This is a genomic window from Enterococcus sp. DIV1304_2, from assembly GCF_050555445.1.
GTDB classification, from domain to species: Bacteria; Bacillota; Bacilli; order Lactobacillales; family Enterococcaceae; genus Enterococcus_B; species Enterococcus_B pernyi.
Genome location: NZ_CP187851.1, coordinates 968,244 through 990,023, shown reverse-complemented (window position 1 = coordinate 990,023; position 21,780 = coordinate 968,244). Strand labels below are relative to the sequence as shown.

At 39.8% G+C, this 21,780-nt stretch carries 15 protein-coding genes; 3 read left to right on the top strand and 12 right to left on the bottom strand.

Going from position 1 to position 21,780, the window contains the following annotated elements:
• Nucleotides 1-104: 104 nt before the first annotated feature.
• Nucleotides 105-1,067, bottom strand: coding sequence for a 6-phosphofructokinase (gene pfkA, locus IGJ14_RS04670; RefSeq protein ID WP_034691339.1), 963 nt, complete (start codon nt 1,065-1,067; stop codon nt 105-107).
• A 166-nt stretch (nt 1,068-1,233) separates the two neighbouring features.
• Nucleotides 1,234-4,548: a DNA polymerase III subunit alpha gene (gene dnaE, locus IGJ14_RS04665; protein WP_195274527.1), complete on the bottom strand. Its 3,315-nt coding sequence runs from the start codon at nt 4,546-4,548 to the stop codon at nt 1,234-1,236.
• A gap of 223 nt (nt 4,549-4,771) precedes the next feature.
• Here dnaE and IGJ14_RS04660 point away from each other — a divergent pair, with 223 nt between their 5' ends.
• Nucleotides 4,772-4,966 carry a YjzD family protein gene (locus IGJ14_RS04660; protein ID WP_010735843.1) on the top strand — a complete coding sequence of 65 codons (195 nt, stop codon included), beginning with the start codon at nt 4,772-4,774 and terminating at the stop codon, nt 4,964-4,966.
• A gap of 45 nt (nt 4,967-5,011) precedes the next feature.
• Here the strand turns inward: IGJ14_RS04660 and IGJ14_RS04655 are convergent, their stop codons facing one another.
• The 3 genes from IGJ14_RS04655 to IGJ14_RS04645 all read right to left on the bottom strand — a co-directional run bounded on the left by IGJ14_RS04655 (nt 5,012) and on the right by IGJ14_RS04645 (nt 8,562).
• On the bottom strand, nt 5,012-6,208 hold the full coding sequence (locus IGJ14_RS04655; protein WP_010735844.1) for a multidrug efflux MFS transporter: 1,197 nt from the start codon (nt 6,206-6,208) through the stop codon (nt 5,012-5,014).
• A 254-nt stretch (nt 6,209-6,462) separates the two neighbouring features.
• The gene (gene tnpA / locus IGJ14_RS04650; protein ID WP_100917284.1) at nt 6,463-6,918 is read right to left on the bottom strand and encodes an IS200/IS605 family transposase; all 456 of its coding nucleotides are present in this window, start codon (nt 6,916-6,918) and stop codon (nt 6,463-6,465) included.
• 207 nt (nt 6,919-7,125) lie between these two features.
• On the bottom strand, nt 7,126-8,562 hold the full coding sequence (locus IGJ14_RS04645; RefSeq protein ID WP_019723063.1) for an NCS2 family permease: 1,437 nt from the start codon (nt 8,560-8,562) through the stop codon (nt 7,126-7,128).
• Nucleotides 8,563-8,854: 292 nt separating this feature from the next.
• Here IGJ14_RS04645 and IGJ14_RS04640 point away from each other — a divergent pair, with 292 nt between their 5' ends.
• Nucleotides 8,855-9,664: a Cof-type HAD-IIB family hydrolase gene (locus tag IGJ14_RS04640; protein ID WP_010735846.1), complete on the top strand. Its 810-nt coding sequence runs from the start codon at nt 8,855-8,857 to the stop codon at nt 9,662-9,664.
• A gap of 154 nt (nt 9,665-9,818) precedes the next feature.
• Here the strand turns inward: IGJ14_RS04640 and IGJ14_RS04635 are convergent, their stop codons facing one another.
• The 7 genes from IGJ14_RS04635 to IGJ14_RS04605 all read right to left on the bottom strand — a co-directional run bounded on the left by IGJ14_RS04635 (nt 9,819) and on the right by IGJ14_RS04605 (nt 19,128).
• A complete protein-coding gene (locus IGJ14_RS04635; protein ID WP_041684181.1) occupies nt 9,819-11,975 on the bottom strand; it encodes a peptidoglycan D,D-transpeptidase FtsI family protein in 2,157 nt (718 codons plus the stop codon).
• Between the two features lie 254 nt (nt 11,976-12,229).
• Nucleotides 12,230-13,075: a MurR/RpiR family transcriptional regulator gene (locus IGJ14_RS04630; RefSeq protein WP_010735849.1), complete on the bottom strand. Its 846-nt coding sequence runs from the start codon at nt 13,073-13,075 to the stop codon at nt 12,230-12,232.
• Nucleotides 13,076-13,357: 282 nt separating this feature from the next.
• Nucleotides 13,358-13,762: a VOC family protein gene (locus IGJ14_RS04625; protein WP_195273408.1), complete on the bottom strand. Its 405-nt coding sequence runs from the start codon at nt 13,760-13,762 to the stop codon at nt 13,358-13,360.
• A 42-nt stretch (nt 13,763-13,804) separates the two neighbouring features.
• Nucleotides 13,805-14,608 carry an AraC family transcriptional regulator gene (locus tag IGJ14_RS04620; protein ID WP_195339603.1) on the bottom strand — a complete coding sequence of 268 codons (804 nt, stop codon included), beginning with the start codon at nt 14,606-14,608 and terminating at the stop codon, nt 13,805-13,807.
• Nucleotides 14,609-14,766: 158 nt separating this feature from the next.
• Nucleotides 14,767-16,701, bottom strand: a complete 1,935-nt coding sequence (gene thrS, locus IGJ14_RS04615; protein ID WP_195476288.1) for a threonine--tRNA ligase — start codon at nt 16,699-16,701, stop codon at nt 14,767-14,769.
• 325 nt (nt 16,702-17,026) lie between these two features.
• Complete coding sequence (locus tag IGJ14_RS04610) at nt 17,027-17,206, bottom strand: 2-hydroxymuconate tautomerase (protein ID WP_002287649.1); 180 nt, start codon at nt 17,204-17,206, stop codon at nt 17,027-17,029.
• A 110-nt stretch (nt 17,207-17,316) separates the two neighbouring features.
• The gene (locus tag IGJ14_RS04605; protein WP_195339605.1) at nt 17,317-19,128 is read right to left on the bottom strand and encodes a heavy metal translocating P-type ATPase; all 1,812 of its coding nucleotides are present in this window, start codon (nt 19,126-19,128) and stop codon (nt 17,317-17,319) included.
• A 196-nt stretch (nt 19,129-19,324) separates the two neighbouring features.
• Between IGJ14_RS04605 and helD the strand changes: the two genes are divergently transcribed.
• A complete protein-coding gene (gene helD, locus IGJ14_RS04600) occupies nt 19,325-21,607 on the top strand; it encodes an RNA polymerase recycling motor HelD (protein WP_195339606.1) in 2,283 nt (760 codons plus the stop codon).
• Nucleotides 21,608-21,780 lie beyond the last annotated feature (173 nt).

Sequence of the window (21,780 nt, the reverse complement as noted above, 5' to 3'; positions counted from 1 at the left end):
TGTTTATTTAAAGCCATTCAAAGCTTAAATATCTGTTAGATATTGGGAAGACCTGCTTCCCACTCCCATATATATCTATTGATTTATCTGACTACTTTTCTTTATTAGAAAGAAAGTGAGTTGTTCAAGTCATATAATGATAAATCTGGTTGGTGTTTGTTATTTTCTAGTGTGTCGATGATATCAGCCTCAACGATATCGTTGTCGCGAATACCGATACACAAACCACCTTTACCTTGTTGCAATAGTTCAACAGCATGTGCGCCAAATTTACTTGCTAATACACGGTCGCGTGCAGTTGGTGAACCACCACGTACAACGTGTCCTAAGATCGATACACGTGTATGATAATCGCCATATTCTGACAATTTTTCTGCAAATTCGTTTCCGCCCATTACGCCTTCTGCCAAAATGATCAAGCAATGTTTTTTGCCACGATCGCGGCCATCTTGGATTTTTTTGGCAACAACTGCCATATCAAAATCATGCTCAGGAATGATGATCTCATCCGCTCCACCAGCAACACCTGACCATAAAGCGATATCTCCAGCATTACGTCCCATTACTTCGATCACGAATGTACGAACGTGCGAAGTTGCTGTATCACGGATACGGTCGATTGATTCTAATACTGTGTTGATTGCAGTATCAAAACCGATCGTAAAATCAGTTCCTGGAATATCGTTATCGATCGTACCTGGTACACCCACTGCTGGGAAACCACGTTTAGTCAAAGCCATCGCGCCATGGTAAGAACCATCGCCACCGATCACAACAAGACCTTCGATACCGAATTTTTTCAATTGTTCGATTCCTTTTAATTGTCCTTCTTCTGTTGCAAATTCAGGATAACGTGCAGAGTATAAGAATGTACCTCCGCGTTGGATCTTATCACCGACATCTGCAACATCTAATCGACGGATATCTCCGGCAACTAATCCAGCAAAACCATAATTGATCCCGTAAACTTCCAATCCTTCATATATACCTTTACGAACGACTGCACGAACTGCTGCATTCATCCCAGGAGCATCTCCACCACTAGTCAAAATTCCGATGCGTTTCATATTCATCTTCACCTCATTAAATTACTTTATCCTAAGCAAGACTTAGGTTTATAACCTTCTTTGTATTAACCACGACTAACATTCTAACATTATTTTGCTCACTTGTCTTGATTTCCTGATAAAAAAATGAAAAAAAATGAAAGCAAATAGTATCTTTTACCGTAAGTTATTTGAAAACAACATTTTCTTCTTTTAAAAGGTAAGCTAATTGCTGCTTGAGACTGTCTGAACCATCGAGCCAAAAGGCTTCAGATAACACAACTTTTCGTTGGTCTTTTTCATGATACATCACAACAGGAATATATCCTGGGAATTTTTTGAACAATTCTTGCAGTTGTTTCATCGTATCTGGTTGATCTGCCTCTTCCCTGATTCTCAAATAACACGTTTGTTCTGGATACTGCTGTTGCAATTCTTCAGGATCAGCGACTACTTCTGCAATCAGCTGCAATTCTTGATTATATTTACTGATTTCTGAACGTCCTTGCACGAAAATCACTTGATTTTCTTTGAATAATGGACGCGCTTGGCGGTACAGCTCTGGAAAAACGGTAATAGCTATTTCTCCACTACTATCTGTCCCGCTGACAAAAGCCATCAACGCTCCTTTTTTCGTACGGATTTCTCTTACCTCTTTGACCATCACTAAAACATTTGTGGCTTGTTTAGGGACGATTTCTGTGACTAAATGGACTTTTTTTGCTAATTTAAGTCGCTCATACCCTTCTGTCGGATGACCAGATAAATAGACACCTAAATGCTCTTCTTCTAATTGAAGCTTCTCTTCGAGGCTATAATCTGCGACTTCTTCCTCTTTTAAAGCCATGATATCTAAAAGGTCTAAACTACCACCACTATATAAGATGTTTTGGATCTTACCTTCCAGATCCAACATCAACTGTCTGCGGTTTCCTACTAATTCATCAAAAACACCTGATGCAACTAATGTTTGTAGCAACTCCAATTTGAGCCAACGTTTATTGATACGAATCAGAAACTGATCAACCGAACGGAATGGCCCATCTTCTTTTCGTTCACGAATGATCTCCTCAACAAAATCTCGACGAACACCTTTGATTGCTGTCAATCCGAAACGAATGGTTTCTTTATCCGTCAGCTCAAAACCATAAAAACTTTGATTGATGGATGGAGGGGTCAGCTTTATTTTATACTTTTTTGCCTCAGCAATATACTCTTTTAACTTTGCCGTGTTGTGACGGACGGAATTCATCAAACTCATAAAAAATGCACCAGGGTGATGAACTTTGAGATAGGCCATTTGAAAGCCAACAAAGGAGTAAGCAAACGCGTGGGAACGATTGAACCCATAGTTAGCAAAGCGTTCGATATATTCGTACACTTCATTGGCCTTTTCCTTACTGTACCCTTGTTGGTTGGCACCTTGAACAAAATGATCTCTTTCTTGATCAATCACGTCTTTTTTCTTTTTACTGATTGCTCGCCTCAAAATATCCGCTTGTCCAAGAGAAAATCCAGCCATGGTTGAAGCAATCTGCATAATTTGTTCCTGATACACAATGACGCCATACGTATTTTTCAACATCGGTTGTAGTGAATCGTCGGGATAATGGATTCTTTCCTTCCCTTTCTTACGAGCGATAAATGTATCGATATTTTGCATTGGTCCAGGACGATACAAGGCGTTGACAGCGGCAATATCTTCAATGTTTTCTGGTCCTAATCTCCGGAGGACATTCCGAATCCCGGCAGATTCGAATTGAAAGACCCCTGTTGTTTCGCCACGTTGGAAAAGCTGTAAAGTTTTAGGATCATCTAATGGTATTTCTTTGAGTTCGATATCTTTGTTTTCGACACGTTTGATTGCTTTCACTGTGTAATCGATAATAGACAGATTTCTTAATCCAAGAAAATCCATTTTTAACAACCCAATAGCTTCGACATCATTCATTGTATACTGAGTCAAATATGCTTCATCTGATCCTTTTTGTAAAGGAACTAACTCTAGTAGATTCTTATCACTTAAAACGACACCAGCTGCATGGGTAGAAACGTGTCTTGGCAAACCTTCAAGTATTTTTGCAGTATGGAACAACAATTGATTTTTTTCACTCGCTTGTACTAATTCAACCAGCTTGTTAGAAGTTCGATAAGCCTCATTCAACGTCATTTTCAATTGATTAGGAATCGCTTTAGACCAACGATTTGCTTCGCTTTGTGAGAGGCCAAAGACACGTGCCACGTCTCTTAGCACCATTTTAGCTGCCATGGTTCCAAACGTGGCGATTTGTGCCATATGGTATTGACCATATTTCTCACGAACATAAATCAGCACTTCTTCTCTGCGATTATCAGGAATGTCTAGATCGATATCTGGCATCGTGTATCGTTCTGGATTCAAAAAACGTTCAAATAGCAAGTCGTACTCCAATGGATCTACATCTGTGATCTCCAACACATAGGCGACTAATGACCCCGCAGCTGAACCACGACCAGCACCAGTAACGATGTTTTTTTTATGAGCAAAAGCCATGACATCCCAAACGATCAAGAAATAATCATCAAATCCCATCTGGTGGATCACTGACAGTTCATAATCTAAGCGCTCTTGGTAAGCTGCAGTGATCTTTTCCACACGCTTGCCTAATTGCTTCTGACAAAGTTCCTGTAAATACTCTCCTGCACTTCGATTTTCTGGTACCGGATAATGTGGTAGTAATTTCTGATGGAACTGAAATTCAAAAGTTACTGTTTTAGCTAATTGCTGCGCATTGTTCAACGCTTCTTCCAATCCTGCGTTTATGAATCTTTGTCGTAATTCTGCTTCGGGAAGTAAAAAACCTGTGGCTGAATCACGAGTCGTTTGTCGCACTTCATCAAAAGAGAGTTGCGTTCCTTCACGCAGATGTTTCATTGTTTCCAAAGAAAAAAGTTCCTCTTGGTGCAAACTAGCAATCGGATGTACTGCACAAAGTTGAAATTGATTTGTTCGTAAATAAGCTAGCCATTCTGGAGCTTCTAGGGGCGTTTCTTCTGTGACACCAACATAAAGATGAGAAGATGCTATTTTTTCTTGCAAACTTTGCCAATGGCTATCAAATGATGCTGACACACCGTAGTCATCAGCAATCGATTTTTTGGTTGGTAAAACGACAAGCAAATGATCGAGTTCATCGATCTCGTGAAGCTCGATTTTTTCTCGGATCATTTTCTTGCTTGAGAGCTTGATCAATTGTTGGTAGCCGATCCTATCTTTTGCGTAGAGTAGTAACTCATAATGACGTTCTTGAAACTGGTAGGTCAAGTTCAGTCCAATAATTGGTTGTATTTTTTCACTCATACAGATGCGGTAAAATTCCGCTGCCCCAGATAGCACATCCTTATCTGTGATCGCTAATGTCTGATAGCCTAGTTTCTTTGCTTCTCGAACGTATTCGTTTATGCGAATCGTACTTTGCAACAAAGAATACGAGGTGATCGTATAAAGTTGTGGAAGAAACATTTTTACATACCACCTTTTCCATTCACTTTCTTTTTAGGGGAATATTCGTAACATCAACTCGTTACCTTGTATGACTGGTTACGTGTATTCGTCTTTCATCATGCTTTTCCCATTCGATGAACGATCTATACTTTTTATACTATCCACTGACGTTGAATGCCTGTTTCTCCCTTTACATTCAAAAAAAATCTGGTAAACTGAACTTAGAAAAGAGGTGTTTGATATGCGATATATCGTCACATTATTTTGGGCAGTCATTTTAGGTCAAGTGGTTGGCTATATCGGTGGTGCATTGTCTAGTAGCCCATATGATTTTACCATGACGACTATTATTTCATTGGTTGCAGGATTGATCGTCATTTTGATCAGCGCTGTTGCAACACCTAAAAAAGAAACTTCGTCCGCTTCACATTCATAAAAGCCGAACAGATTGGAGAAATACTCCAATCTGTTTTTTTCTTGATCATAGTTTTTGATGAAGTACTTTTCTAAAATTAAATAGTGATAAAAGGATATTCGTCAGAACAAAGAGACTAGTCACAATAAACACTGTACTATAATTGTACGCATGAGCGACTGTCGAACCTAACATCGGTCCTAGTACTTGACCAAAGTTCGTAAACATTTGGTTATAGCTGTATACGCGACTGACACCTTCTTCTGGTGTGATCTTGCTGATCAATGTATTGATCGATGGCATCAACGCACCTGTCGAAAAACCTAATATAAAACGTAAGATCCCTAATTGTAAGGGCGTAGTCACAAATGCCATTGGTAAGTAACAACAAAACGAAAGTACCAAACCTGCTAACAGCACCTTCTGATTTCCGATCTTATCCCCTAATTTCCCCAGTCTTGGAGAAGAAAATACTGCTGAAACACCTGATACTGAAACAATCAGTCCACTAACAAATAAGATATTGGATGTGTCACCACTCAATTCCCGAATGTACAATGTCAAGATCGGGCTGATCGTGGTGATCCCTAACTGTAAGATCAGAGTAGTAACAAATAAACCGACTAACACAGAAAAGTGATCCATTTTAGCAAAAACTTCTTTGGTACTGATCATATCTTTTTTCTCTACCGGTTGGAAATCTTCTTTTACCATGAAAATCGTTAAGATCGTGGTGATCAGTAATAACCCTCCAGTAATCAAAAAAACATTTTCCATTCCGAACCATTGCGCCAAAGCGCCTCCCATTGACGGACCAATCAGCGTCCCTGCCACTGCCCCAGTAGAAAGCGTGCCTAACGCCCAACCACTTTTCTCTTTAGGCGCTTGTGAAGCAATCATCGCTGTCGCATTAGGTATGTATCCAGATAAAATCCCATTAAAGAAACGCATGACTAAAAGCCAATAAGCATTTGGGACAAAAGCTAGTGATCCCATAGTGATCGTCATACCTGCTGCTGCCCGGATCATCATCATTTTCCGTCCTTTTCGATCGGCTAGATTTCCCCAAATAGGCGCAACGATCGCCGCAGCAAAGGCTGTTACTGAAATCGCTAATCCTGAAAATAATTCAATTTGATCCTTAGGTGTACCTAGTTGTTCGACGTAAACTGGAATGAATGGCATGACTAAACTGATACTTGAACCAGTAAAAAAGCAGCCTATCCAAGCTACGAATAAATTTTTTCTCCATTGAACCTTCATCTATCACCCTTCTTTCGTCTCTATTATCATACCTATTTTTGTACGTGTGTGCAACGTATGTGCCAGTATCATTCATTTTTGTCAAAGAGGACATAGACCAAATCATAACCACCCTTCAAAAGGATGGTTTGCTCTAGGGCTATAAGCCCTTAACACCGGCCAGCGCCTAAAGACGCTGGCTTTCTCATTTCATGTTCAAGCCATATTGCCTTTGTCACTTTTGCCTACCTTTAAAAAGGTGTTTGTTCTACTCTTTAACCCTTAAAAGGGTCTTCATATTCTCGAACGCTCAATTTATCTAGCGCTATATCATGTTTCTCCTGTTCTTGAATGTATTTCCTTATGGTCGCTTCATTCAATCCCACAGTGCTTACATAATATCCTTCTGCCCAAAAATGTCGATTGCCAAATTTATATTTTAAATTTGCATGCTTATCAAAAATCATCAATGCACTCTTTCCTTTAAGATAACCCATAAAACTTGACACACTTATTTTTGGCGGGATACTCAATAACAGATGGACGTGATCTGGCATCATATGTCCCTCCAAGATTTCTACTCCCTTGTACTTGCATAGTCGTTTGATAATTTCTTGAATACTTGCTCGATATTGATTATAGATGATTTTTCTTCTATACTTTGGTGTGAATACAATGTGGTATTTGCACAACCACTTTGTATGGGCTAAACTATTTGCTTTATTAGCCATTTCTTTTCCCTTCCTTTCGTTATCAATATGACCTGAACAATCATATTTTAACGATAGGAAGGGCTTTTTGGTAGAACCTTTTATTCCCCACCCGCATAGCAGGTGGTTTTCTGTTTCACTCGCTTTGCGAGCTCAACTTGGTCTAAAGACAACAATAAAATAGGAGCAAAGAGTTAACCTACTCTTCACTCCTATTAAAAATGTCTTTTAAATGATTGCTAAAATGACGAAGTTGAGAATGAATAAAATATCAACAACCCATAGAGCAATTGAAATCTCGTTTGTTTTGCCTTTGATCACTTTCATGATCGTGTAGAAGATAAAACCAGCAGCGATTCCGTAAGAGATGCTGTAAGCTAATCCCATGAAGATCGAAGCAAAAAAGGCAGGTAATGCTTCTTCCATATCTAACCAATTGATATCAGCAAACGAAGCCATCATCATCACACCAACTAAGATCAATGCTGGTGCAGTTGCTTGTGCCGGTACAATAGCGATCAGTGGAGAAAATAAGCTACTTAAAGCAAATAATGCGGCTACGACAACTGAAGTCAAACCTGTACGACCACCAGCGCCAATACCAGCTGCTGATTCGACATAAGTCGTTGTATTCGATGTTCCGAAAATCGCACCGATCGATGTTGCGATTGCGTCAGCGAACAACGCTTTATCCATTTTAGTTTTGAATCCTCGTCCATCTTCCAAAGCTTCCTCATCTTCTTTAGAGAAAATACCTGTACGCCGTCCAGTACCGATGAACGTACCGATCGTATCAAATGTATCGGATAAACTAAAGGCAATGATCGTCATCAGGACTTGTGGGATCTTAGAGCTATCGCTGAATAAAGATTGCATCCCTTCCGCACCAAATGCTGCACCAAACGTCGTGCCTAGTTCATTGATTGAATTGCCTAAAGAATTTTGTTCCCAATCGATCGTTCCTAGATCCACAACACCCATCAAGATCCCGATGATCGTTGTTACTACGATACCGATCAAGATTGCACCACGAACATTTTTAACAACTAAGATCGATGTCAAAACTAATCCAATGACAGCTAGTAGGATCGGCGCATTATTGAAGTTTGCAAGTTCTGGAACGATCCCACCGTTGATCGTCACATTCGTCACTTGACCATTATCAACCACAGAACTAGTTATCGCTGATTGATCTGCAGAGAAAGACAAAAATCCAGCATTTTTGATCCCAACGTATGCAACAAAAATCCCAATACCACCGCCGATTGCATGTTGTAAACTCTCAGGAATAGCATGGATGATCATTTTCCGAATATTTGTTACTGTAATAAATACATTAATCAACCCACAAATAAAGACCATGGCTAATGCTTCTTGCCACGAATAACCTAACCCAAAAACAACTGTAAATGTGAAGAAAGCATTCAAACCCATTCCTGGGGCTTGTGCATAAGGCACATTAGCAAATAATCCCATAACTAAAGTACCGATGATCGAAGCAATGATCGTCGCTAAAAAGACTGCCTGAAATGGCATGCCAGCAGCTGACAAGATCGTCGGATTAACAAATAATATATAACTCATGGCAAAAAACGTTGTTACACCAGCCATTATTTCTGTTGGTACATTTGTATTATTTTTCTTTAGTTGGAAAAACTTTTCCATAAAAATTTCCACTCCCTGACTTTTTCTAACGGACTATATAATATGTAAAAATAAATCCAAATATAATTTTCCGTCGAACATTTATAGATTATATAGACATTTCATTCGTTTTTCAACACAAAACTTTATGAAATGTCATTTTTATCTTTTAATGTTCGTGTTTAGCTCGATTTGTTTTGATTCTTTTCTATTTTTGCTTTAAAGCATTTATTTTTCAGAAAGATCTGTACCTTGTTTATTCATTGAAATATGCTAGACTGAAACAAATCGTTGTTTGAAAGGAATGACAGCATTGAACAAAAAATTGATTGCGATCGACTTGGATGGAACAACGTTGAATCCTGAGTCGATCATTACTTCTAAAACCCAAGAGACATTGAGAAAAGCCATTGATGCTGGCCATCATGTCAGTATTGCAACCGGACGTCCTTATCGAATGAGTTATCAATATTATCAACAGTTAGAATTGACAACACCGATGGTCAACTTTAACGGTGCGCTTGTGCATATCCCAAACCAACAATGGGCTGGGGAGCAAGAAACATTGATCAACAAAGAGATCGTTTTTGAGATCTTAGCGCAAAAAAATCAATTGAATCTAGACTTTATTGCTGCGGAGAATCGCGACACTTTCTTTATCGATACTTTTGATTTTTTTGACGCAAAATTCTTTGCTTCACCAAATCCTAAACCAGAAAACTTACTGTCTCCACGAAATCTAACAACTAACCCTACATCCTTATTGGTACGTACAGAAAAACAATATGCTGAACAAGTTTCTGCCGAACTAACACGTCAATTTGGGAAGCATGTCGATGTAAGGACTTGGGGTGGCCCAATGGCGATACTAGAGATTGTTTCAAAAGGGATCGAAAAAGCGAAAGGAATCCATCAAGTAGCGAATTATCTATCGATCGAACAAAAAGACGTGATTGCTTTTGGTGATGAACACAATGACTTAGAACTTCTTGAATATGCGGGCTGGGGTGTGGCAATGGCTAATGGGACTGAGCAACTAAAAGGCGTAGCCAACGATGTCACTGAACAAACGAATGAAGAAGACGGTTTGGCGAATTACCTTGAAAAATTACTTTCATTATAAAAAATCTGTCTGGGGCATTCGTCCTCTCGCACCACTTAAAACCAAATAAACAGAGGGAGCAGAAGTAAGCTCTTCGAAAATAAGGCGCCATCCACAAAATCTTCGTGGATGGCGCCTTATTTCTTGAGGCTAAATACTTCTGCTCTGACCTCTGTTATCTGTTTGCCATGAACATATCGTAATAAGCATTCATGATTTCTTTGGCTATGACCGAATTCATATGGTCTTTTTCATCTAGCAGGTTTGGTAAGACAACACTTACCGCAATCTCAGGATTTTCTGTTGGTCCGTAAGCCACAATATTACTATTGACTGTTACGATATCGGGATGACCTTCAGCGACTGTTTCGGCTGTCCCTGTTTTAGCAGAAAGATCCATTTTTGCATCTGCTAATGATCGAGCAGTCGTGTAGTTATTTGTTCCATGGACTACTTGATGGAATCCTTCACGTAAAAGGGCCATCTCTTCAGGAGACACGTCTACTGTATTTTCGACAACTGGTTCCATCTCTTTTTTCACTTCACCTAAGTTACCATTCTCGTCGTTCCCGTAAATGCCTTTGACAATGCGTGGTTGGATTCTTTTTCCACCGTTCGCTACTGTTGCTGCATATTGCGCTAACTGGATCGGGGTATACGTATCGAACTGGCCAAATGCCAAGTCAGTAAAGTTTCCTGGTGTGAACCAGTCTTGTCCGTTGTCTGCATTGAATTTCTTCATGTATTCAACAGAGTGTGAGATCCCCGCAGACTCATTTGGTAAATCGATCCCTGTGACTGTTCCAAGTCCAAATTGTTTAAAGCCGTCACGCAATTGTTCATACGCTTGTGCCTCTTCACTTAGACTAGGTAAGCCCATATTTGGTACGTACTCTAACCCCAGCATCTTCAACGCTACTTTGATCATATAGGTATTTGATGAAAGCTCTAACGCTTGGACCACATCCAAAGGTACAGATCCAGTACGATTGAAGACGGAGCTTTTTTCTGAAGAGCCTTGTAATCGAATCGGTTCATCTACTAATACTTGATTACCGCTGATCACGCCACTTTGCCAACCGGCGGCTAACGTACCTGCCTTTACAACAGATCCTGGAACAAAGGCATTCGTGATCGTACCAAGGGCATTTTCAGTCAACTCTTTTGAGCCTTGCTCATGGCTGAAACCCGTCATCGCTAATACTTCACCTGTTTGAGGATTCATCGCGACTACATACGCACCTGGTGAGTATTGGGCTTTTCCATTATCGACTAATTTTTGATAATTGTTTCTAAGAATCTCTTCGACCTTCGCTTGGAACTCTGCATTGATCGATAACATCAAATTCGATCCTTTTTCTCCTGCATACAATTCTTTTTGTTGGATGACATTTCCATTGTTATCTAAAGTGATTTCATATTGTGTCTTTGTGCCTTGTAAGACATCTTCATATTGTTTTTCTAAATAGCTTTGGCCTACTCGGTCATTACGTGAGTAGCCTTTTGCCAAGAATTCTTCCACTTGATCGGCAGGTAAGCCTTGTTTTTCTGATGTTACGCTTCCTAGAATACTCTTTATGGAATCCGCCGCATTATACTGGCGTACCCAGTCAGTTCCTGTTGAAACACCTGGCAGGTCTGATGCATGTTCTGCCACGATCGCCAATTCTTGATCTGTAACACCAGAATTTTTGATGAAAACTGTATTCAGTTCATACGCATTATTCATTCGTTTAAAAATCGTTGCTGCTTTCAATTGTTCCTCATTGAAATTGATTTCCTCATCTGTCACTTTATCTACAGTTGCTTGGTATTGCTCACTCGTACTCAAGCTTTTTTCTTTTGCCGATAGGCGTTCAGTCGCAGCTTTCAAATGATCGGGATCTGCTAACCAAAAATCCTTCTTATCACGTGTAGTCAAATTTTCATCCACTGGCATATCGATCAACTGTGTCAAGGTATTTGCTGTTTTCAGCAAATCCTCCGCTGTCATATTTCTGCCTCTCGTGAATGTGATTGCTTGGTTGGCTTGGTTTGTCACCAAAGCTTTCCCGGTGGCATCGTAGATCATGCCTCGTGGTGAACTTACTTGTACCGTTAGAGACGAAGATGATTTGACTTTTGCTTCTAGTTCCTCACTGTTTACGATCTGCAAATAACCTAATCGAGCAATCAATGACACGAACAACGTAAATATAATGAAAAAAAGGAAATTTAAACGAAAGGGAACATGTGACCGTCGAAACGTTTTATTTTTTGGTTCTTGTGTTCCTTTTTTTATTCGATCTAACCAAGAATTATTTGTATTTTTTTTCATAAAACTTTTCATCATTCCTTCTTTTTCGCCTACTTATAGGCTCCATTGTACCTAAAAAAAACAAAATTAAAAAGTAAAATCCTGATCCGCAAGAAATTCTTTAATTCTCGACCCAAAAAAGACTAGTTTGTTTCACAAACAAGCAATGTGTCACACAAATGGATTCTAAAAAACTTTAAAAAATATGGCTATTTTTGAAAATAAAGTTTTCTTTTACTGTGAAACAATGGAAACAAATATGACATTGTGGAAAACTATCATCTGTTATTTCATTTTTGTTTGACATAATTTTTGATCACTTCTTTGGTTTGAGTGACTTTCTCGGTTAATTTTTCATTCTTTGCCATATAAAGATAAAAAATGATATCAATCGTTGCAAATTGAGCCAATAATGAGTTAGTTGCTGCACTTCGGTTCGTGATTTCTTTTGGTCTTGATGTCTGGACAACGACATCGGCCAATTTACTTAATCGGTTATTTCCGAATTGAGTCAATGCGATAATATCAATTCCCATTTCTTTGGCTAACTGTCCGATCATTACCACTTCTTTGCTGTTTCCTGAGTTAGAGACAAGCCATAGCACTTTTTTTGTTTCATTACTCACTAATTGTGGCAATAAGACGTGGATGTCTTTTTCAAAAATGATTGGTTTTCCTACACGAGACCATTTTTGGAGGATATCCTCAACGACTAAAGAAGATGCGCCCACACCATATAGATAAACTGTTTGTGCTTCTTCCAGACGCTCAACGACACGTTGGATCATCTCCTCTTCTAAAATATCCACAGTTTCTTTGATCGCTACTTGCGCATTATTCCCTAATTTATGTTTGATTGAATAAAATGATTCATTTGGTTCAATATCGCTGAATCCTTCCACGATACCTGCTTGTAATTCGGTGGAAATAGTGATTTTAAAATCCGTTAAACTTTGAAAGCCAAGTTTTTTGGAGAAACGAACAACTGTGGGAGCGCTCAGGCCCGCCGCTTCTGCTAACTCATTGGCTGTCATCGTTGGTATTTTTTCTACATGTGTTACGATATAATCTGCTAGTTTTCTTTCGGCAGAAGAATAGTCATTCATCATACTTTCAATGCGACTCACTACGCTCATCTCATACACATCCCTTTTTCTAAATGTCTATGTCATTATATCATACTCAAAGGCAAACAATTCTCATACTAAACAAGAAAATAGAGAATATCCTTTGTTCTCTGCCTGCTCAACCGATTACTGTTATTCCTAAAAATCAATCGCTAAAAAAAGAAGCCAAGGTATAAGTGGCAACATGTCACACCCTTATCTTGGTTTCTTTTGACTTATCATTTATGGAATTTCACAGAACCAGCTATAAAAAACAAAATAAAAAAGAAAGAAGCAACATCCAAAAAGAAACTAATACCCATCATTCAGTTCAAACAAATTGCCTTCCGGGTCTCTAAAGTAGGCACTGGTAACTCCTCCCCAAGCCTCTATTTTCTGTGGTTCACCTAAAAAAGTGACACCCTTTGCGGTTAACTTCGCATAGTCTTTTTGGATATCCTTCGTAGGTAATATGATCACCACTGTATCAGATATTCCATTTTTAGCAGACTGTATATACCCTTTGACCAAAGACATTTCTTTTGCTAATGTCATATCAAAACAGTTAGGTTCTCCTTTTGCCATAGCAAATGACGTATACGGACCTTTTCGATCGCCCCATGTAGGAACCAATCCTAATTTTTTTGTGTAAAAATCATAACATTCCCCATAATCTTTTTGAATCAACAACCCGATTTTTGCCTGATTAAAGTTCATCTATCGACCACTCCTTTTTTAAGTTAGTTTTATTGTAGCAACTTAGGTTAGTAACGTATTGGATAGAAGCGACATTTTTCGCTGCTCACTCAACTTAACAAACTCAATGGGTGTGAGGCCAATATTTTTTTTGAACTCATTGATAAAATGGGACTGGTCATAATAATTTCCAACAAGCTCCCTTCGATCGGCAGGTTGTTTTAATAAAATGGTCAAACTATGATGAAATTTTATGGTCGATAGAGCCAATTGTGGGGTGAGACCGTAATGCTTTTTGAATAGCCGTTGGACATGCCTTGGACTAAGCCTCATATATTCGTATAATGCTTGTGGGGAAGCTAATTTTTTTATATATAGTTTTTCAAATAACTGAATGTATTCCGTCGAAGAGATACATTTGGCTAATCCGGATAAATAGCTGATCAGCGATTCTTTCATTTCTTCAATCGTGAGCGTAAAAAGAAGGGTTGTATCAAACCCAATATCTACTTCTTCAATGAACAACACTTGATCCATCGCTGCTGTTGCCTCTCGACCAGTTAAGGCAGAAAAAGTGCCTGGCTTTAAGCGAAAACCAATATAGTGTTCGGGAAACCTTGAGAGAAAGTTGAAGTCCGTTTTACTTGAACCAGTATAGAAAACAGATTGCTCCAAAACATTGACAATCAAATCAATGCAGCCGTCGGCGATGATCACGTCGTTGACCGTACCGCTAAAGTCAAATGAAATAGACTCCCACATACACACCAAGACATCTGCTAAGTCTGGGAGAACCGTTTCTTTATAATGCATTTTTTCTTCATATGCTTGATGAAACAGATGATGAGGTTGGATCGGTTGATACATTCTCTACGTTCCCCCTTATTTATCTAATACATTTTTTTAGCACGATCTAGCGTTTTGACGTGTGTAATAAGTGCCCCATAAAAAAACAGGAAGGAACAATTCTTTGTTGTCCTTCCTGTTTTTATTAAATTAGGCGTTGGTTCTCTTGCGAACTCGTCTTAACGGCTGTAATTATGAACCTCTTCTGCCATTGCATCGACAAAGATATTCAAGTCCTCTACAGCAGTTTCTTTACTACCATATCGGCGGATATTGACTGTTGCATCTGCCACTTCTTTATCCCCAACTACGATTTGGTATGGGATTTTTTGCGTTTGTGAGGCACGGATCTTATAGCCCATTTTTTCATTGCGATCGTCGACTTCTACACGCAAGCCTTTCATTTGTAGACGTTCTTTGATTTCATAAGCGTAATCTGAATGAGCATCAACTGAAACTGGGATGATCGTTGCTTGGATCGGTGCCAACCAAGTTGGGAATGCGCCTTTGTATACTTCTGTCAAGTATGCCACAAAGCGTTCCATTGTTGAAACGATGCCTCGGTGGATAACGACTGGGCGATGATTATTTTCGCCATCTTCTCCTACATAAGTTAAATCAAAGCGTTCTGGTAACAAGAAGTCTAATTGGATCGTTGATAATGTTTCTTCTGTTCCCAATGCTGTTTTAACTTGGACATCTAATTTTGGTCCATAGAAGGCTGCTTCTCCTTCCGCTTCGAAATAGTCAAGTTCCATTTCATCCATCGCAGCTTTTAACATGATCTGTGCTTTTTCCCACATGGCATCATCGTCAAAATATTTGTCCGTGTTGTTTGGATCACGGTAACTTAAACGGAAGCGATAGTCTGTAATATTGAAATCAGCGTAAACTGCGACCATCAACTCCAACGTACGTTTGAATTCATCTTTGATCTGATCAGGACGAACGAATGTGTGTCCGTCATTCAATGTCATTTCACGTACACGTTGTAATCCAGACAACGCACCTGATTTTTCATAACGGTGCATCATACCAAGTTCTGCGATACGGATCGGTAACTCACGGTAAGAATGGATCGTATTTTTGTAGACCATCATATGATGTGGGCAGTTCATTGGGCGTAGCACGAGCATCTCGCCATCTCCCATATCCATTGGTGGGAACATATCTTCTTGGTAATGATCCCAGTGGCCTGAAGTTTTGTATAACTCTACGTCCCCCATGATCGGTGTATACACATGTTGATAGCCTAAGCTGATTTCTTTATCTACGATGTATCGTTCGATCGTACGACGGATTGTTGCACCTTTTGGTAACCAGAAAGGTAAACCAGAGCCAACTTCAGGAGCTACCATGAATAATTCTAGCTCTTTACCTAGTTTGCGATGGTCTCTTTCTTTTGCTTCTTCGCGCATTTGGATAAATGCTTTTAATGCTTTTTTATCAAAAAATGCTGTTCCATAAACACGTTGCATCATTTGGTTATTTGAATTTCCACGCCAGTAAGCTCCTGCCACAGATAATAATTTGAAGACTTGGATACGACCAGTTGATGGGACATGTGGCCCACGGCATAAATCGATGAATTCTCCTTGTTGGTAGGCAGTGATGACTTCGTCTTCTGGTAATTCGCTGATCAGTTCCACTTTGTAAGGGTCACTTGCAAAGATTTCTAATGCTTCTTGTTTTGATAACACACGACGTTCGATCGGCAAATTTTCTTTGACGATCGCCATCATTTCCGCTTCGATCGCTGGTAGGTCTTCGACACTGACTTGGCTCTCACCGTTATCAGTATCATAGTAAAATCCTGAATCGATTGCTGGTCCTACACCAAAGTGGATATTGGGATATAAACGGCGCATGGCTTGTGCCATCAAATGAGCACTTGAATGACGAATCAAAGCAAGTGCGTCCTCATGATCAGGTGTCACAATCTCGATTGAGCCATCCTCTTCGATCCCGCGGTTCAAGTCGATCAGTTCGCCATTCACTTTTCCAGCTAAGGCTTTTTTGGCTAAACTTTTAGAAATACTTTCTGCAATTTCTGCAGTGGTGATCCCTGGCGCAAACTCTTTGACTGCACCATCAGGAAATGTCATTTTTATCATAGGGGTTCCTCCTTTAAATTTCCGTTTTTAGCTTCGCCACCAATAAAAAAAAGTCCTAGTATCTGTACAGATACTAGGACGAAAAATTCGTGGTTCCACCTAATTTTGAATACGACATGCGTATTCCTCAAGCGTGATAACGGTACGACCGCCTCTGTTTCAACAAAGGTTTCGAAAGTGGTCATCCTTTGGTTTTCTCCTGGAAAAGTTTCAGCCTAGCTTTTCCTCTCTTATCGAAGACTCTCAAATTCAGTTGTCTTTCTCATCAATCATCTATGTGTTTATTTAACCACTATTATTTCAAAAAATCAAGTCTCGAATTCACTTATTTTTTCCATTCACCATTGACACCATACGTGCCTTTTTTCATTTCGTTGATAATTACATGAATGTGTTCTTTTGGTGCTTGCGTATTTTTATGGACCGCCTCGGTGATATCTTTCATCATGTTTTCTAATTGTTCTGGGCTACGTCCTTCGACTAGTTCAACATGTACGAATGGCATGTTTTCAACTTCCTTTCATCGTTCACTTTTTTATTGATCAACTATTGCTTCTCTCTTTGCATCATACCGCAAAAAGATTTTGCTGAAAAGTCTCTTTTATCATTTTGCCTTTAATTTTGTGTGATCATGGCATGTGGTTGTTGTTTCGCTGATTTTTTTGCACGTAACGCACTTAAAATGGAAACTGTATCAACCACTTCTTGAAGCATCGCGCCAAACAATGCTGGAATGACTCCTGTACTGGCAACGATCATCAAAAAGACACAGACAAAAATCCCAATCAAAACAGATTGTTTCGCTACTTTCATCGTTTCTCTAGAAATCATCACTGCTTCTGCCACTCGTTCTAAATCATCTTTCAAAATGACGACATCTGCACTTTCACTTGCAGCAGTTGAGCCATGTGCGCCCATGGCGATGCCTACATCTGCGACAGTCAAGGCAGGAGCATCATTGACACCATCTCCTACCATCGTGACAGGCCGCTTTTCTTTGGGGATACTAGTTAAAATCGTTAATTTATCTTGTGGTAAACAACGAGCATGAACTTCGGTCAAGCCAACTTCCTCGGCAATTGCTTCTGCCACAGTACGTCCGTCCCCAGTCACTATCAGTAAGTCGGTGATGCCTTGAGCTTTCAAGCGAGCGATTGTTTTACTTGCTTCTGGACGGATCGTGTCTGAGAAGTAGATCGTGCCGGCGTATTTTTCATCAATCGCCACATAGATCGCAGTCGTATCTGTTTTAGCTTCTGGAACATCAATAAAGCGTGCATTCCCTACTTTAACCTGCCTGCCATCAACCGTAGCGGTAATCCCTTGCCCTGAGATTTCTTTCAAATCAGTGACTGGCAACAATTGGGGAACTGCTTGAACTAAGGAACGGGCCAAGATATGGGCTGAGCCTTGTTCCGCACTCGCCGCCACACGTAATAATTCCGCTTCTGAAAACCCTTGAACGGGAGCGACACCAGTTACTTCAAGCATCCCTTTGGTGATTGTTCCTGTCTTATCAAAGGCAATCGTTTTAGTCTCTGCTAATTTTTCCACAGCGGTACCAGTCTTGACAACGATCCCACTTTTACTTGAACGACTCATTCCCGCTACTAGAGCAACAGGTGCAGCCAAAATCAATGGACATGGCGATGCTACAACTAAGACTTGCGCAAAGCGTACAGGATCACCACTAGCCCACCAAGCGATTCCGCCGATCAAGTAAGCGATCAAAGTAAAGGGAACAGCATAACGATCTGCTAGACGGACAAAACGTGCGGGTTTTTCTTTCGATTCTTCTACTAGTTTGATAATTAATTGATACTGGCTATCTTCTGCCCGTTTCTCAACCACCATTTTGACAGATGAGTCCCCATTGACCGAACCGGACATCAATTCATCACCGACTTTCTTGCTCAACGGTTTTGCTTCTCCAGTCAGTGATGCTTCGTCAAAAGTAGATTCCCCCATGATCACTCGTCCGTCAGCTGGAACGATTTCTCCTGGTTTGATCACCAGATGATCGCCGATCTCAAGTGTGTCTACCGCAACATCAAGTTGTTGATCTCCTTGCAATTTATGGGCAGTTCTTGGCGTATTATCTAATAGGGATTGCAATTCCTGACCTGCTTTTTTTTGCGCATAGTCTTCCAAACTTTCGCCACCTGTCAGCATGATCAAAATCATCAAACTCGCCCAATATTCATTGACGAGCAACGTCGCAACAATAGCCGTAATCGCTAAGATATCGACCCCATATTTTCCTGAACGCAGCGTTTTGATCATTTCGATAAACATCAAGAAGGCAAGTGTACCACCGGTGATAGCAATGATCATAAACGCAAGGCGAGGACGGTCGAACATAAACTCACTGATGAGGGCCACCACTCCAATCAGTAGTGTCATGGCAAATTTTTTAAAATGTGTCATTTCGTTCAGCTCCTTTCTCCACATTTAGAATACCTGTTCTCTAAAGCCATTTAAACTAAAAACCCCTAAATGAAAACAACTATCACTCTCATGTAGTTTTACGTTTATTTTTAGTTAACTCACTTGTGTACCTTTTTTAGTCAAACTGTGCTATACTTTTAATTCGTTATTTACGGCGGAAGGAGTAAACGATGCAATGAATGAAAGACAATTAGAACAACAGCATGTGGAAGAAACCACACAAATGATCCAACTTGAACAACGCCTATTGAATCGCAAATTAAGCGACTTGACTGAAAAAATGAATGACTCCACAAAAGAAACAGCCAATCACAAAATACGTAGCGGCTCCAACGAGTCTTTTTATGAGTCAGTGGTCGAATACCGCCAACATGAACAAGAATTGCTTTTAAAATACCATACATTAGAATCTCAGCAAAAACGTCTACAAACATTAGAAGTAATGAAAGAAAGTCCTTACTTTGCTCGCATCGATTTCAAAGAAGAAGCGGAAAAAGAAACCCTCTATCTAGGAATCGCCTCATTGAGAGATACAGAAGAAGAAACCATCGTGATCGACTGGCGTGCACCGATCGCTAATTTGTATTACGAAGGAGAAATCGGCCCCGCTTTTTATGAAACAGATGTCGAAAAAATCGACGTCGAACTTCTATTAAAACGACAGTTCAAAATCGTTGAAGGAAAAATCGTCTCGATGGTCGATACATCTGAAGTCATCAATGATGATTTTCTATTAGAAATCTTGGATGATGCATCAAGTGCTCACATGAAAAACATCGTGTCGACGATCCAAAAAGCACAAAATGCCATTATCCGTGACACCAACAGTAAAGTGATGCTGATCGAAGGAATTGCTGGAAGCGGTAAGACTTCAGCATTACTTCAACGTATCGCATTCATCCTTTATCACAATCGGAAATGGCTGGATGCTGAGAACGTCTTATTGTTCTCACCAAACCATCTGTTTTCTGATTACATCTCCACTGTTTTACCATCTCTTGGTGAAAGTGGTGTTCCGACACAAACCTTCAAAAATTATTTACAGCAATTGGTTCCTGAATTTGAGTTGACTGAAGAAGAACAACAAGAAGTCGGTTTCCTTTCTGGTGCTGATGACCCGATAAAAACGTTGAAATCCGGATTGACTTTCGTTGATCACCTGGAGACTTACATCCAGACGATCACTGATTTTGGGCCATTGTTCCGTGAGATGAAAATCAATGGTCGAACGATCCTATCCAAAGAAGCGATCCGAAAATGGTACCAAGAAACCAATGAACTACTTCCATTGCATCAACGTCTATCTTTATTACAGACAAAGTTATTGAAAAAATTAGGCGGTCTGCAAAAGGATGAAACCCGTCAGAAGTGGGTCAAAGAGCTTGCTGAAGAACAACTTCAAGAACTATATGCAACCGATCCAAATTTAGAATACACCGAACAAAAAGAAAAATCATTGCGTAAAAAACTCACGAATCAAATCGTGAAAAAAAGATTCCGTAAAGTTCACCGAGGAATTTTACATTATCAATTCGTCAACTTACCGAAACAGTTTCTTCACTTTTTACAAACGATTCCTAAAACGATGTTAACCGCACATGGAATCAGCGAAACTTCTTGGAACGAACATCTTCAAGAAGTCAAAATGAACTTACGGAAAAGAGAATTGCCACAGGAAGACGCTGTCTTGTACTTCCTCTTGATGCGTCGAATCCATCCTGTATCAGTCACACAAAAGGCAAGGTATATTTTCATTGATGAAATGCAAGATTTTGCTCCTTCGCAGGTCGCATTGCTGCAATCAATCTATCCAACTGCCAATCTAACATTTTGTGGGGATCTGAACCAAAATGTTTTTGGGAACGAGACGATCACTGGTTCGTTAGAGTCGCTTTTCCCAGAGAAAGAAGTGACCCAATTCCAATTGACGACGAGCTATCGCTCCACGAAACAGATCACTGATTTTGCCAATCATTTCTTAGCTCACGACAATCTTGTAGAAACAACGGCTCGTGAAGGTCGCCTACCGTTGATCGTCCAAAGTGATTCATCTGCAAGCAAAATCAACTGGTTGGAACAAACGATCATTGACACGAAAGAGCAAGCAAAATATTGGCGTACCGCGATCATTGGTAAAACGATCGCTGAATGTGAAGCACTCTATGAACAATTGCCTGTATCCCTGAAAGATCAAGTCCAATTGATTGCTGATGAATCTGATTTTATGAAACGTTCGATTATTCTTCTTCCTGCTTATCTAGCAAAAGGATTAGAATTTGACCGAGTCTTTTTATGGAATGTCGATGATGCACATTTTAATTCTGGTCATGACAAACAAATCTTATATACAATGTGTACGCGTGCCATGCATGAATTGATCCTATTTACATCAGCGAAAGACGCTTCTTTTCTACAAGCATTGGCTACTGAAAGTCATGAGTCTCTCGCTTTAGATTGATTCGTTATTAAAAATAAAAAGCATCAGGGGAATCAGTCCTCTCGCACCACTTTAAACTGAATATACGGCGAGAACAGAAGTAACCTCTTCAAAAAATAAGGCGTCATCCACAAAAATTGAAAAAACAATTTTCGTGGATGACGCCTTATTTCTCGAGGCTAAACACTTCTGTC

Excerpts from the sequence above, each read along its gene's own strand:
- IGJ14_RS04660 (WP_010735843.1), top strand. The coding sequence starts at position 4,772 with ATGCGATATATCGTCACATTATTTTGGGCAGTCATTTTAGGTCAAGTG.
- IGJ14_RS04605 (WP_195339605.1), bottom strand. The coding sequence starts at position 19,128 with ATGACACATTTTAAAAAATTTGCCATGACACTACTGATTGGAGTGGTG.
- dnaE (WP_195274527.1), bottom strand. The coding sequence starts at position 4,548 with ATGTTTCTTCCACAACTTTATACGATCACCTCGTATTCTTTGTTGCAA.
- thrS (WP_195476288.1), bottom strand. The coding sequence starts at position 16,701 with ATGATAAAAATGACATTTCCTGATGGTGCAGTCAAAGAGTTTGCGCCA.
- IGJ14_RS04610 (WP_002287649.1), bottom strand. The coding sequence starts at position 17,206 with ATGCCATTCGTACATGTTGAACTAGTCGAAGGACGTAGCCCAGAACAA.
- IGJ14_RS04645 (WP_019723063.1), bottom strand. The coding sequence starts at position 8,562 with ATGGAAAAGTTTTTCCAACTAAAGAAAAATAATACAAATGTACCAACA.
- IGJ14_RS04630 (WP_010735849.1), bottom strand. The coding sequence starts at position 13,075 with ATGAGCGTAGTGAGTCGCATTGAAAGTATGATGAATGACTATTCTTCT.
- helD (WP_195339606.1), top strand. The coding sequence starts at position 19,325 with ATGAATGAAAGACAATTAGAACAACAGCATGTGGAAGAAACCACACAA.
- IGJ14_RS04620 (WP_195339603.1), bottom strand. The coding sequence starts at position 14,608 with ATGTATCAACCGATCCAACCTCATCATCTGTTTCATCAAGCATATGAA.
- IGJ14_RS04625 (WP_195273408.1), bottom strand. The coding sequence starts at position 13,762 with ATGAACTTTAATCAGGCAAAAATCGGGTTGTTGATTCAAAAAGATTAT.
- IGJ14_RS04655 (WP_010735844.1), bottom strand. The coding sequence starts at position 6,208 with ATGAAGGTTCAATGGAGAAAAAATTTATTCGTAGCTTGGATAGGCTGC.
- IGJ14_RS04635 (WP_041684181.1), bottom strand. The coding sequence starts at position 11,975 with ATGATGAAAAGTTTTATGAAAAAAAATACAAATAATTCTTGGTTAGAT.
- pfkA (WP_034691339.1), bottom strand. The coding sequence starts at position 1,067 with ATGAAACGCATCGGAATTTTGACTAGTGGTGGAGATGCTCCTGGGATG.
- tnpA (WP_100917284.1), bottom strand. The coding sequence starts at position 6,918 with ATGGCTAATAAAGCAAATAGTTTAGCCCATACAAAGTGGTTGTGCAAA.